This is a genomic window from Thiomicrorhabdus sp. 6S3-12 (assembly GCF_017571475.1).
In the GTDB taxonomy this organism is placed as follows: domain Bacteria; phylum Pseudomonadota; class Gammaproteobacteria; order Thiomicrospirales; family Thiomicrospiraceae; genus Thiomicrorhabdus.
On record NZ_JAGETW010000001.1, the window covers coordinates 485,797 to 498,822 of the forward strand.

Genomic DNA, 13,026 nt, shown 5'->3' on the forward strand with positions numbered 1-13,026 from the left:
ACGCCCGAAGGATTCATCCAACGGGCGTTTTGCATTTTGCCGTAGTGATTCAGTCTTATAAGGCCTTGAATTCCTCTGGCATATCAACATCTTCATCGTTGAAGAGAAACTTCTGCATCTCTTCCATCAGGAAGCTGCGCGCTTTCGGATCCAGACTCGACAGACGGTATTCGTTAATCAGAATCGTCTGCTGTGCTAACCATTGCTTCCAGGCTTCTTTGGAAACACTATCAAAAACTTTCTGTCCCAATTCGCCCGGAAACGGCGGAAAGTCCAGACCATCCAATTCTTCACCCAATTTGACACAATGTACTTTGCGAGACATCATTCTCTCCTAATTTAAAGCTTAATAATTCTGCAATTGCGCAACCAATTTCTGCACCGGAGCCGGCAGGCCGATCTTCTCCTGAGCCAGCTCTTCGAGCCTGACCCAGCGACCGGCCCCTCCTGCCGGATAATCGCCCTCCGTTTCACCGACCGCCAGTTTTTGCTGAGCGAAAACCGGCGTAATATCCAGGTGATAATGCGAAAAGGTATGCCTGAATGGTTCCCATTTTAACAAACTTGTCTGCGAACCGAGCCGGCTTTGCGCTTTGTCTTCACACGCCTGCCAGCTTTGCATTTCCGGAAAAGACCACAGGCCGCCCCAGATCCCCTTTTGCGGGCGCTCTTCCAACCATAAACTACCGTCGGATTTTTGCAGCATCACCAGATACGCCTGCTTGACCGGCTTCTCTTTTTTCGGCTTTTTCCCCGGATAGTCGGTGACATTACCGGCCTGCAAGGCGCGACAGCCTTCGGCGACCGGACAGATTTCACACTGCGGTTTGGAACGGGTACAGAGGGTTGCACCGAGATCCATAATCGCCTGAGTATAATCGGCAAAACGCTCTGCCGGCGTATGCTCATCGGCTTTGTGCCACAACCAGTTTTCGGTCTGCTTCTCGCCCGGCCATGTTTCCAGTGCATAGAAGCGTCCCAGAACCCGTTTGACATTGCCGTCAAGAATCGGATGTCGCTCCCCGAGTGCAATCGATAAAATTGCACCTGCGGTGGAACGACCGATACCCGGTAACGCCATGACCTCTTCCAGAGTAACAGGAAAGGCTCCGTCATACTGTTCCACGATCAATTGCGCCGCCTTATGCAGGTTGCGGCCGCGCGCGTAATAGCCCAAACCGGCCCAGTGCGCCAGTACAGTTTCCTGCTCGGCGGAGGCAAGCGCCTGTACCGTCGGAAAACGCTGCATGAACTTTTCATAGTACGGAATCACCGTTGCTACCTGAGTCTGTTGCAACATGATTTCCGATACCCAGACACGATAAGGGTTGATCGCTTTCTGCCACGGCAGGTCGTGACGGCCATAGACGTCAAACCATTCCAGTAAACGTCGGCTAAACGCCTGCGACTCAAATGCGTCAGTCAAATGTTTTCTCCCGTTTTCGGCTATACTATGCGGCAATTAAAACAGCGCTATTGTAAAGCACCTTTCTTTTAGGAATCAGAAAGATGAGCAAAGAGACTGAAAACCAAAATACCGAAACAGACCAGCAACAGACGACAGAAAATGCCAAACCGGAAAAATACTCCACTCGCATCCGCAGTTTTGCCCTGCGCCAGGGCCGTCTGACCGCCTCCCAGGAAAAAGCTCTGAATGAACACTGGCCGGAGTTCGGCCTGGAAGTGAAAAACGGCATGCTGGATTTTACCGAAGTATTCGGTCGCCAGGCACCGACCATTGTCGAAATCGGTTTCGGCATGGGCAAGAGTCTGGCGGAAATGGCTGAGGCCAATCCGCACAACAACTACATCGGTATCGAGGTGCACAAACCGGGTGTCGGCGCTTTGCTGAAACTGATCGAAGAGAAACAGCTGAGCAATGTCCGCATCTTCAATCATGATGCAATCGAAGTGCTGGAGCAGTGCATTCCAAAGGACTCGTTGGACGGCGTTTACCTGTTCTTCCCGGATCCTTGGCACAAGAAGCGCCATCACAAGCGCCGCATCGTCCAGCCGGCATTTGCCGCCACCATTGCCGAACACCTGAAAATCGGCGGCCAGTTCCATATGGCGACCGACTGGGAAAACTATTCGGAACATATGATGGAAGTCATGTCGGAAGCGCCCGCTTATCGCAATGTCAGCGGCGATGGCCAATTTACTCCGCGTCCGGACTACCGCCCCCTGACCAAATTCGAACAGCGCGGTCACCGTCTCGGCCACGGCGTCTGGGACCTCATCTTCGAACGCATCTAATCGTGCCTAATAAAAAGCCAGCTTGTATGCTGGCTTTTTAGTCTTTACGATCTCCGTCTTCTTGGCGAGAGATGGGTATAAGAGAGCAAGGAAATTGCGCACACAGCCATAAACGTCAATGCATTGGCCGGTATGTGCAGATTAAAATCGGTTAATGAATGTATCAGTATCCCCAGAATCGCCATAGAACTGCCAAAACCGATACCGCTACGGTAATAGGAGCGGCGGTTTCGTAAACTCTTTATCCCATACCAGAACGATAATAAAACAAAGGTCATCAGCGGCAAGGCGCCGAATAAACCATACTCAATCAAAAACTCCAGATAATCATTATGGGCATGGTCAACACGCCCACCGAAGTTTGGGCCCGCCAGCGGGGTAAACGCCGTCTCGTAACTTCCTGCGCCAATCCCCACAAGCGGTGATTCTTTGAGAAGCGCGACACTTTTCTGAAAAATCGGGCTGCGCAGATCATTAATATCCACCAGCATTTTCCCTTCCTGCTCAGTGAGGGAAATTTCCGTATGCAACAGGCGCTCTTTCAGTCGCTCAAGTCCGAAATACTGACTGATAATAATCAGATCGATCACCACAAAACTGATCAGTAATAAACTGTTTCTTAACCGGTGCTCACGCAGAGTAAAAATAAACAGAGAACCTATGATCACCAACCCGACAAAAAACGCCGTATTCCCCATTCTTGAATGCGACATGACAAGCCCGATTACCATAATGACCAGTGCCAGACGAATTTTCATTTTTGAACTCACCAGAAGCGCCATAAAATTGCGCCAATTCCAGGCTCGTCCATCGCGAAAAGCCAGCATCAGACCGATCCCCAACGAAATCGTCATCACCAAATAGCCCGCCAGATGGTTGCGATTTACAAAGCTTCCCGATGCATCATGCAAGTAATAGGCTTTGGAATAAAACAGACTGTCCATTGCCCCCAGTACCATACTGGTTCCGTAAAAAGCCTGGAATACCCCGCTGATGACAATCACTGCGATCAGCTTTGTTAGAGCATTTCGTTGATAAAAGTGCGCTAATAAAAGGATAAAAAACAAGCTATAGCTGATCCCAAGCAGCAAATACTCGAAATGCTGAGCAGGATCATACGACCATCCCAGCGCCCACTGTAAAGCGACCCATAATTGAGTCAGGGCAAGCAAAGTTCCCAACACCTTAGCCGGAGAACGCAGTGAGAGAGGAGAAGAGGTTCGCAGTCGATCAAGCGACCAGATCAATGCCACGCCACACACCCAAAAGATCAGAAAAGCCGCAGCCCAACCGGAGTTACTGCCCTGCGGTAAAGGAGCCCATAACAGTAACCCCAATAAAAGCCACTGATTCAACCGAAAAAGCCGGCTTTCGTTTTGAAGAACATCCGAATTCAATCTAATCCCTTTGTAAAATCTCTATTGACAACTTTTGAGTCTAGGCAAGCACACTAAATAAATGGCTAGAATTCCTGTACAACACGCAGAGAATATCGTTTTGCATATGAAACAACTCTTTCGGTTTCAATTTTGCAGACAAAAGTTACTTCTCATTTCTACTGGGAAAGCATAAGGATGCAGAATCAAAAAGCCTTAATTACAGATTTTCTCAACCACCGGATGCTCAATTCGAACCCACTGACTGTAGCGGCAGAAGTCAGGCCTTGCATCACTTTCTTTAACCAGTTCGACTATAAGATTCATCGCATGAAAATGTGTTTGCAACAGCCATTTAAGATCGGTTAGAAGCCAGGCTCTCTGCCTTAGTGAAAGGTTTTTCCAGTAAGGAATCATTAATTTCAGCTTCTGTAAACGAAGACGGGTGTTCTGCCCCTGCAAGCGGTTCAGGTTTTCAAAGGCTTGAATAAACTGAATATCATACTCTTGGAGTTGCAACTTGGTTTCCATGAAGCTAAGCCAAGCATAAGGTCGTTTTGGCTCCTGCCGTAACTGTTTTTGATAAGCGTTTTGCGCCTGCTCCAAAAACACCGATATCTGTACCGGGTTCTGTCCACCGACTTGCAACACATAGGATTTCCACTGATACAACTTACCTAGCATGCCGTATACTTTTGGATTATCGACCGGTAGCCAGAGCGTGGCTGATTTTAACAGCTGTTCTGTAGAGTTCAGTGTCCGGGCGGAGGGTAAAGAATCCACGCTCCAACTCTGAATTTGCTTGTCCGCAGAACTCAACATTGCCGAGGCAATCAAATAGTGAAAAACCACTAGCATCAATCCGCACAGAATCATAAACAGCAACCCGTTTCGTAACAGGCCGCTCGTCACCCTAAATCTTCGCACTCTATATTTCCATCCAGAATGCCTAAAGACCGGAAAATTTTTCGCGGCTAATCTTTTTGGGATTGCTGTAAAGCAATTTTTCGACGCCTTCATTTCCGACCAGCGTCTTTGCGTACTTAATCGCCTCGCTGAAAACCGGGGGCCGGTAGCGGATATTATGTGCATCACTGGCCATCACAGTGATTTTATCTTCCATTAGAAAACGAGCCGCAGTCTCCTTGACCTTGGTACCGAACTGACCGGTAATCGCCGTCGCAGTCAGCTGAGTTAAACAGCCTAAATTAAGAAACGTATCCAAAAGAGCAGGGCGCTCAATAAAACCTCGGTTTCTTTCTGGATGGGCTATCATCGGCACATAATTCTGATCCAACAGCCACTCAATCATGGCAATAGCACCATGCGGAACCCGATCCGATGGAAACTCAATCAGCAACACCTCCTGGTTCTCCCAGTGACCAAGCACCGGTAGCTGTTTCTGTTTAACCAAAGGAATAATTTCTGCAGCGAGACGGATTTCAGCGGCAGCCGCAACCTTTAAAGGAATCGTTTTTTCTTCAAGTCCTTTACGAAACTTCTGCAGGGCATCTGAAATAGAAGCCTGATCATTATTAAACCGTCCGATATGAATGTGTGGCGTACACACCATATGAGTGATACCACAATTGACAGCCTGTTCCGCCATCTTCAGAGCATTCTTCAGATCAATGGCTCCGTCATCGATTCCCGGTAACAAATGGCTATGCAGATCGTACATTCTTCTGCCCGTCACGCGTTACTGCTGTAACCGTAATAATCATAATAGCCACCGTAGTAGTCACCCTGTTTTTGCGACTTCTTAATATCAACTTGGTTCAAAACCACTCCCTTAAGCGGAGCATTATTCTGCAGTAGTTGTCCGACACCTTTCGTGACGATATCCACAGGGGTTACTCCTCCTTTAATCACATAAATCATCTTGTCGGCATAACTTCCCAACACCAGAGCGTCACTGACGGCCTGAACAGGCGGGCTATCGATGATAATGCGCTGATAGGTTTCACTTAACTGATCAAGAGTGGTTTTAAAGCGATCATTCATCAGCAACTCAAGAGGATTCGGCGGCACATTCCCAGCCGGCATCACATCCAGACCGTCAATCGGATAAATGGTCTCTTCGAGTTCAGAAGTGCCCGCCAACAGGTTTGCCAGCCCCGCTGCCCCGACTTCCAACCCCAAATGTTTGCCGATATTCGGACGACGCATATCCGCCTCAATCAGCAGTGTTTTTTCCATGTGACTGATCGCAAATGCCAGATTTGCCGCCGTAGTGGTTTTCCCTTCTCCCGGAATCGAAGAAGTCACAACAATCTTTTTATAATCGTGTTTCAGGGAAGAGAGCATGACTCCGGTGCGTAAAGTATTAACCGACTCGGAGTAAATGCGATTCTGTTCTTTATTGTAAAGCTGAACCAGCGGATTGTGCTTACGCCCGGTTTTGACCAGTGGTAAAACGCCCAGAACCGGAAGATTCAGTTTGGCTTCCACTTCTTTTGTCGTTTTGAAAGCGTTATTTAACATCTTTAATAGCAGAACCAAACCGCTAACCAACATCAAAGCAAGCAAAGCTGCAGTCACCACAATAAGCTTTTTCTTCGGTTTAACCGGAGCGGACGGCGTCAGGGCTTTATCAATAATATGCGCCCGCACATCCAGCTGCATATCCGACGTTGCAGAAGTCTCCTTCAATCGGGTCAAAAAAGTGTTATACAAAGCTTGATTGGACTCCACTTCGCGCTTCAATTCGTTTAATCGGTATTCATTGGCCGCTACTTTTTTAATTTGCGCCTTATTGGCCCAAACGGCTCTAGCCAATGCCTTCTCATTGGCTCGGGCTACTTGGTAATTCTTCTCAATTCCGGCGACAATCTGTTCAACCTTTAGTTTCAGCGCCGATTGTGCTGATTCGAGTTCTTTTTGTGCAGCCTTCATTGCCGGGTGTCTGCTACCATATCGCTCCGATAACTCGGACACCTTGGATTTGGCCTTAACCTCTTCTGCAATAAAGTTCTGAATCAGCGGATGGCTCAGCACCGCGGGAATTGATGCCAGCGCTTCCCAACCCTGAGATTTGGTATCGCGCACCTGAATATACTGGCTTTCTGCTTCGGCACGAGCAGCTTTGGCCGCCACCAATTTTGAATTCATTCCGGACAATTCATTGGCGGAAACGGTTACGATTCCGTCCAGATCAATCAACCCCTTCTCTTTTTTAAAGGCTTGAAGCGCACCTTCGGATTTTGACAGTTTTTCTTTCAATTCCACCAAGCGTTCATTCATCCAGCGGGTTGCTTCGGTAGCCGCATTCATCGCCGCATCCATTTGGCTATTGATATAACTTTCCGCAACCTTATTTGCAGCCAGTGCCGCGGTATGTGGATCACTCATCTCGACACTGATATCGACCATCTGGCTTTTTTTAACCGGTGCGACCGAAGTGCGATTCATAAACGCGGTCACGACTCTTTCAAAAATTTCCGAATCGGTCATCGGCTTTGGCGGTGCAACGAAACTCAATAAAAACTGATCTTTCCAAGCAATCAGACCGCCCCACATAGTAACGGCTTCCTGCTCTGCCGCCTCTCCCTCTATAAATACAATGTCATCAGGAGCAAAATTCTCCTCAGAGGCAATCGGTAAATTTCCGTCAAAACTCTCCAGTGCAGCATCCGAAACCAGCCAGTTCAATACAAAACTGTGCCAATTAAACAGAGACTTCGGTCGCTGCGTCGGATCAAACTCTCTGTGTTTAACCAGGTTCAGTTCACGTACGACCCGCTCGGCAACGCCTCTGGATTTAATTAATTCGAACTGTGTATTGAGATACTCGCTACTTTGATCAATTCCATATAACTCTTCAATCGATACGACCTGAGATTTTTTCTGCTCGATCTGCACTGTCACCGTCGCCTGATAGACCGGTTCCATTTGCGAAACAATCAATATCGACAAAACAGTAATTAACAGGGTAAAAGAGACAATCGTCCAGCGTCGCCCCCAGAGAGTTCGCCAAAGCCCCTGTAAATCAATGGCATCCGCTGGATAGCCATTAAAACTTTGCGGCAATTCGTTAAGATTTGTTTGCTGTAGAACGGATGAGGTTTGATTCATATTATGTATTCGTTATTTGAGTCTTTGCCAAAGTGCAAGGCAAGATTAAAAGAAGCCTTCACCGACAGTAATGGAATCGCCCGGTTGAATCGGATCGTTCATTCGAATCCAGTATGCGGTTTTAGTCTCATCGCTGTCATGAATCACACTGATTTTGCTCTCTGAGGCGCGTTCCGTCAGACCACCGGCCAGAGCCGCTGCCTGTGCGACCGTCAATCCCGGTTGAAACGGATAACTTCCGGGCTTCTCGACTGCGCCGGTAACAAAGATTTTCTTGTATTCCAGAACCATAATATTGTCGCCAGGACTGACAACAGTATCCATGGAGGCTTGAATTTCCGTCTGACTGAGATCCGTCTCACTGATAACAGTAATCCGGTCTTCGGAAGCAAACTCGTTCAGTCCTCCCGCCAGAGTCGTTGCACGGCGCACAGTCATGCCCGGCTGATATGGGTAACCGCCTGGCCCATTGACGGCTCCGCTCACATAAATCTGCCGATACTCCTTAATACTTACGGTGATTTTCGGATCTTTCAGAAACCCGTCTTTTAACATTCGAATCAACTCCTGCTGGAGCTGCCTAGCGGTCAGTCCCGCCGCATCGACATCCCCTATAAACGGATAGGCGAACTGGCCTTTTTCATTTAACTTTAAAGCGTCAAAACTTAAATCTTTTTCCCCAAAAACACTGATGGAAATTACATCTCCGGATCCCAGATTATAATCCGCACTAATGCTCTCACTGGCTTGAGATAAAATCGAAACGCTCAGGCCAATTAAAATCATCAGGAATTTAATAAACTGATTCATGCTTTCCCCATAGCTAAAAAAGTTCGAAGCTACACTTTGCAAGGCAACCTCTTCCCCTTCATCAAGATCAAAAAACAATTAAAATGAAGCGCTAAGACCTGCAAATACCTGTTCTCGATCGTAGTCATAATCAATATCCGATGAATTCTGATCGCTAAAGATATAGCCGATGCCGATATCCATCCAGCGACGAACCTGATAATCCAGACGGATGCTGAAATTACGTGCATCGTCATTACGACCATTAGAATATTCTTTGCTGCTGTATGCAGCCATTACATTAGATTGGATCCGGTTCCCCCAGTCATGCCGCCAATCCAGAGAGTTTTCTCTGACATCGACCGAGCTAGCGCCATAATTACCTTCATCAATGCGTTGTGATGAACTCAAAGTAAAGGTCGAGTAGGTTCGCGGCTGCCAAGTAATCTGCGCTGCCCAATTCACCAGTTCGCTTCCATCCATTGCGGAATCATCAAACTCTTTACGCTCATAACCAATCTTCACTTCACCGCTTGTCTTAGCGGTCGCCTCCCAGCGAACACCAATACGGCCTGTATAGTTTGCACCGTCTTTATAACCGGCAGAAATATAATGGTGCTGTACTATTTGCGCTTCAGCTAACAGCCGCGTTGTACCAGCTCCGCGCACAGAAAACAGTAAATTCGCTGCACCGGAATCTCTTTCCAAAGCCGCATTAATCTGGTCTTGAGCACGAATATTGTCCATACTCAGACCGAATTCCAAATTCCCCGTAGCACTTGGCGCACCGTAAACATAAACGGCACCGAGGTTAAAGTTTTTCATCTTATCTGTCTCACCAACCTGAGTCGCATTCGCAATATTTTCAGTTTTATTCAAGCCGGTACTGACTTTCAGATTGTTCCGCACATCAAAGGCATAGGTGGAATTTGCGCTAAACGAGTAGTCCGTTAAAGGGTCAACCGAATCTTCTTCGTAAATACGACGACTGTAGGAATAAAGTGCACTGAAAGTCGATTTTGCCGAATCCATATTCAAGGCGAGCTGCGGATTAATCGTTGTGACTTTTGATGACAGTGCATTTTGCGTTGCGCGTATATTATCGTCGTATAGATAGGACAGATTTAATGTCGGTGTAAAAGAGACACCGCTGGATCCGAATGACGCCGGCTCCAAAGCGTAAGAATGGCTGCTGGCAAACGCGCAAACAGCCAAAGCCAAAGGTTTTTTTAAGAACATAGAGAGCACCCGATATACAAAAAAGCCACCACCTTCACCCGAGAGTGACTTTTTAATCTATTTAATTTTTTCTTAATTTCTTAACAGAACAGTTAAGTTAGTTAGGACTGACGGCTCCACCGCCTCCTCCAATACTAGGAGGATTCACAACGGCAACAACACTATTTGCCGGACCGGGGTTTTGAGAAGGAGCATCCTGTGCAGGCGTCTCCTGAGCCTGTTCCGCCGGATTGACCTCTGCCAGAACTTCTTGCGCCTGCTCAGGACCGGCTGCAGTAGGATCGGCTTCAATTGCAGCCGTCGCGACGGCGATTTCCATTTGCGGAGCCGCCTGAACAATCGCTAGAGAAATCTGTTGAATCAGATCAGGCTTGGCCTTTGCGATCGCTTGGACAATTGCCTGAACCTGCGCTTCAGCACGATCCTGTCCCTGCTGTTGCGCAATCGATTGTGCAATGGCCGCCATCACATCCGCAAGTTGCTCGTCTGACGCACCTTTAACCTGATTCGCCTGTTCGGATGTCAATTCGACACCGGCATTCTGTAAAGCAGAAAGAGCTGCTTCATCCGCCATAACCGGATTGGAAAGCAACATTAAACCTAATGCCGCACTTAAAATTGTTCTTCTCATCCTTCACCTCTGCCATTCAGACTTTCAATAGGGTTCAACAATATAAGTAGATATGAATACGAATTATATACGTAAATTTATTTTACTCAACAAGAGAGTAAAAAATTTCACATTTTTTTAACCTATTGAAAACACATCATTTTTGACATGCAGAGATTTCTGTTCATTTTCATCAGGACTCAGGAACTGTTAAGGCTTCGGGCTGATATGGTTCGATCAAGATCTCCTCGCCTATCCAGCTCCAGCGGAATTCGCCGTTCACCTTCTGCCATTTCGGATCGTCTTTCTGAGCCAGAGGCAGGGCCAGATGTTTGGACCACAACGGCAAATCAATCTCTTTGGCTTTCAATTCGCCTGTAATATCCAGGGCCGCTCCGAAGCGTCCGCTGAAATTGGTCTGCAGTTTACCGTTCAGCCCTTCGAGATTAAGCTGCTCCATCTGCACCCGCTTCTGAGCCAGATCGACTTTCATCGCTGAACCGGATGTCGTCAAATGCGCTTGCGGTACTGCAAACTCTTCCGGCAATGAAACCGTGACAACGCCCTGCCAGTCGGAAAACAGATAATTCTGCAACTTCTGATCCATCTCGAAATTCGACGTTATGCGAAAATTCACCGTTCGCGGCGACAAACTGTGGTGATACTGAAAATCGCTGCGAACTTCAAACGGCTTGTTTGCCTGAAGATTGAGTGCAAACAGATTTACTTTCTCCAGGTTCATTCGATAGTTTTCCTGCTGCTCACTCAGGTTAATACAGCCGTCACTGATCACCAGACTCTGCAGACTCCATGCATCCGTGTCGCTCTGTGCCGAAGCATTCGGTGTAAAGAACGCATTCAGCGGCAATGGTTGCACGCCGTTATCAGAAACTTGGCGCTGAGCAGGTAACAGCGGAAGCAGATTCGACAGAGCCGGAAGATCCGACCAGTTATCCTGTCCGTCAGCGTTACGTAGCAGATTCAGCGTTGGTCCGACCAGCTCGACACTCAGAATTTCCAGTTTCTTATGCAGCAGCAGAGACCACATCGACAACTCGACTTCGACACTTTTCATGCTGAACTGAGGAGTTTCGGGATCAAAGCCCTGCGGCTGCGCCAGAGAGGCCTTACCGACCGAAAAAACAAACGGCATTACAGAAACGTCAATACTTCCCTCGATCTTGAAATTCCGACCTGTGTAGTCGGAGACCTCTTTTTCGATTTGCGGTTTATAGCCGTTGAAATCGATAAAGTTGATCGCCCCCAAAAACGCCAGAAAGATTAACATCGGAATAATCGCCAGTATCAGTACCAGACGTTTAAACCATTTTCTTGCCATTGCAGTCATACAGCCCTCATGTTCCTGTGTTTTTTTATTTAGATGCACTTTATTATGCCGAAAAAAAAGCCATGCATTGCATGGCTTTTTACGCTCAAGGAAGATTCAATCCTTAGAAACCGTAATAGACACCGATTTTGGTAAAGAAACCGTGACCGTAGTCAGGTTTATCATTAATCAGGTCTGCTGTTTCGCCCTTACCGGTTGAGCCCAGAGCAAAACGCGCCATCCAGTTTTTCTGGTCGCTGAATCCGAAAGGCACATCCAGGTTCATCTGACCGAAAAGATTGGTGGTCGCATCTGCAGTCGAGATATCGTCCGCTTTATCCATATATTCCAGACCAAGGGTCGCGTTCATGGTTGCAAAACCACCCAGATCGGCCAAGGTACGATTCACACCAAGAGAGTAGCTCTGATAAGGATGCCATTTGGAATCTTCGCCCGCCAAAGCCCCTTCGATATAGTTGGTGTGCGCACCCAGCTCGACACCGTAAAGACTATTAATGCGGTAGTGATATTTAAATGCACCGCCTTCATTGCCGTTTAGCTGATAGGTGTCGTAACCGATAAAGTGTTTTGCAGGCCCTTTTTTCTTGACAACAGATGACTTGCTGTTATCCGACGCATTGAACTGATAACGCATCCCCAGAAGGAAGTGCACGGCGGTATTGCTCAGTTCAGTCGAACCGTTTTCCAGATCGATCTTGGCATTCGGAGAATAGGTCAGTTTCACTTCCGGAACCAGCGCCCAGTTTTTGTTAATTTCGAACGATTTTTCCGCGGCAACCTGTACCGATGGCCCTGCTACCTGATAGCCTTCGCCGATAGGAAGTGCGCCACCGCCTTGCGTGTAGGTTTCAGTATTACGAACCGTAATCTGCGGATGCGCCAGAACGAAACCGGCACCGGCACGAACCGCGTAGCCATCGCCCATTTCACGTTTCAGGTTCAGATAGAACAGGTTAAAACCGTCGGTAATTTCATAGTGCTGAACATCGGCCGGAAGGTCATCGATATAGATCTTCTGGTGAATATGTTCGAATTCCAAGGCATAGCCTTCCCAGTTACCGTGCAGGTTTTTACCGATTTTCACCGCATAGTAAGGAGGCGCTGTAAACGGCTTAGTCTTCAACTCGGCGTCTTTGATTTCAATATCGCCACCGGTATCTTTAATCGTGACGTCTTCGTTCATGCTGATCGAACCGCCAAGAGAGCCGGTAAAATACCAGTCGCTCAATTCTTTCGCCTGAGCCGATCCGGCTGAAAATACAGCGACACCCATCACCGCCGCCAATACTGTTTTAAGCTGCATACCCACCTCATTTACAATGCTGTTTTCCCGC

The 13,026-nt window shown here is 47.7% G+C and carries 12 protein-coding genes; 1 reads left to right on the top strand and 11 read right to left on the bottom strand.

From position 1 onward, the window contains the following. Window positions 1-55: 55 nt before the first annotated feature. Window positions 56-325 (bottom strand): oxidative damage protection protein, encoded by a 270-nt coding sequence (locus J3999_RS02255; RefSeq protein WP_208126351.1) that lies wholly within the window; start codon window positions 323-325, stop codon window positions 56-58. 21 nt (window positions 326-346) lie between these two features. Then, window positions 347-1,426 (bottom strand): A/G-specific adenine glycosylase, encoded by a 1,080-nt coding sequence (gene mutY, locus J3999_RS02260; protein WP_208126352.1) that lies wholly within the window; start codon window positions 1,424-1,426, stop codon window positions 347-349. A gap of 83 nt (window positions 1,427-1,509) precedes the next feature. Here mutY and trmB point away from each other — a divergent pair, with 83 nt between their 5' ends. Beyond that, window positions 1,510-2,256 (top strand): tRNA (guanosine(46)-N7)-methyltransferase TrmB, encoded by a 747-nt coding sequence (gene trmB, locus J3999_RS02265; RefSeq protein ID WP_208126353.1) that lies wholly within the window; start codon window positions 1,510-1,512, stop codon window positions 2,254-2,256. 44 nt (window positions 2,257-2,300) lie between these two features. Here the strand turns inward: trmB and J3999_RS02270 are convergent, their stop codons facing one another. From J3999_RS02270 to J3999_RS02310, 9 genes are all read right to left on the bottom strand, one after another. Further along, complete coding sequence (locus J3999_RS02270) at window positions 2,301-3,653, bottom strand: O-antigen ligase (protein ID WP_208126354.1); 1,353 nt, start codon at window positions 3,651-3,653, stop codon at window positions 2,301-2,303. 195 nt (window positions 3,654-3,848) lie between these two features. Next, a complete protein-coding gene (locus J3999_RS02275; protein WP_208126355.1) occupies window positions 3,849-4,559 on the bottom strand; it encodes a hypothetical protein in 711 nt (236 codons plus the stop codon). Between the two features lie 22 nt (window positions 4,560-4,581). Further along, window positions 4,582-5,313, bottom strand: coding sequence for a tyrosine-protein phosphatase (locus J3999_RS02280; RefSeq protein ID WP_208126356.1), 732 nt, complete (start codon window positions 5,311-5,313; stop codon window positions 4,582-4,584). Between the two features lie 11 nt (window positions 5,314-5,324). Next, complete coding sequence (locus J3999_RS02285) at window positions 5,325-7,706, bottom strand: polysaccharide biosynthesis tyrosine autokinase (protein ID WP_208126357.1); 2,382 nt, start codon at window positions 7,704-7,706, stop codon at window positions 5,325-5,327. Window positions 7,707-7,751: 45 nt separating this feature from the next. Further along, window positions 7,752-8,516 carry a polysaccharide biosynthesis/export family protein gene (locus tag J3999_RS02290; RefSeq protein WP_208126358.1) on the bottom strand — a complete coding sequence of 255 codons (765 nt, stop codon included), beginning with the start codon at window positions 8,514-8,516 and terminating at the stop codon, window positions 7,752-7,754. Between the two features lie 78 nt (window positions 8,517-8,594). Next, window positions 8,595-9,734, bottom strand: coding sequence for an outer membrane beta-barrel protein (locus tag J3999_RS02295; RefSeq protein ID WP_208126359.1), 1,140 nt, complete (start codon window positions 9,732-9,734; stop codon window positions 8,595-8,597). A 97-nt stretch (window positions 9,735-9,831) separates the two neighbouring features. Continuing rightward, window positions 9,832-10,365, bottom strand: a complete 534-nt coding sequence (locus tag J3999_RS02300) for a hypothetical protein (RefSeq protein WP_208126360.1) — start codon at window positions 10,363-10,365, stop codon at window positions 9,832-9,834. A 172-nt stretch (window positions 10,366-10,537) separates the two neighbouring features. After that, complete coding sequence (locus J3999_RS02305) at window positions 10,538-11,692, bottom strand: AsmA family protein (RefSeq protein WP_208126361.1); 1,155 nt, start codon at window positions 11,690-11,692, stop codon at window positions 10,538-10,540. Between the two features lie 103 nt (window positions 11,693-11,795). Continuing rightward, window positions 11,796-12,995: a hypothetical protein gene (locus J3999_RS02310; protein ID WP_208126362.1), complete on the bottom strand. Its 1,200-nt coding sequence runs from the start codon at window positions 12,993-12,995 to the stop codon at window positions 11,796-11,798. Between the last annotated feature and the right edge of the window lie 31 nt (window positions 12,996-13,026).

Excerpts from the sequence above, each read along its gene's own strand:
- J3999_RS02310 (WP_208126362.1), bottom strand. The coding sequence starts at position 12,995 with ATGCAGCTTAAAACAGTATTGGCGGCGGTGATGGGTGTCGCTGTATTT.
- trmB (WP_208126353.1), top strand. The coding sequence starts at position 1,510 with ATGAGCAAAGAGACTGAAAACCAAAATACCGAAACAGACCAGCAACAG.
- J3999_RS02290 (WP_208126358.1), bottom strand. The coding sequence starts at position 8,516 with ATGAATCAGTTTATTAAATTCCTGATGATTTTAATTGGCCTGAGCGTT.
- J3999_RS02295 (WP_208126359.1), bottom strand. The coding sequence starts at position 9,734 with ATGTTCTTAAAAAAACCTTTGGCTTTGGCTGTTTGCGCGTTTGCCAGC.
- J3999_RS02305 (WP_208126361.1), bottom strand. The coding sequence starts at position 11,692 with ATGACTGCAATGGCAAGAAAATGGTTTAAACGTCTGGTACTGATACTG.
- J3999_RS02285 (WP_208126357.1), bottom strand. The coding sequence starts at position 7,706 with ATGAATCAAACCTCATCCGTTCTACAGCAAACAAATCTTAACGAATTG.
- J3999_RS02255 (WP_208126351.1), bottom strand. The coding sequence starts at position 325 with ATGTCTCGCAAAGTACATTGTGTCAAATTGGGTGAAGAATTGGATGGT.
- J3999_RS02300 (WP_208126360.1), bottom strand. The coding sequence starts at position 10,365 with ATGAGAAGAACAATTTTAAGTGCGGCATTAGGTTTAATGTTGCTTTCC.
- J3999_RS02280 (WP_208126356.1), bottom strand. The coding sequence starts at position 5,313 with ATGTACGATCTGCATAGCCATTTGTTACCGGGAATCGATGACGGAGCC.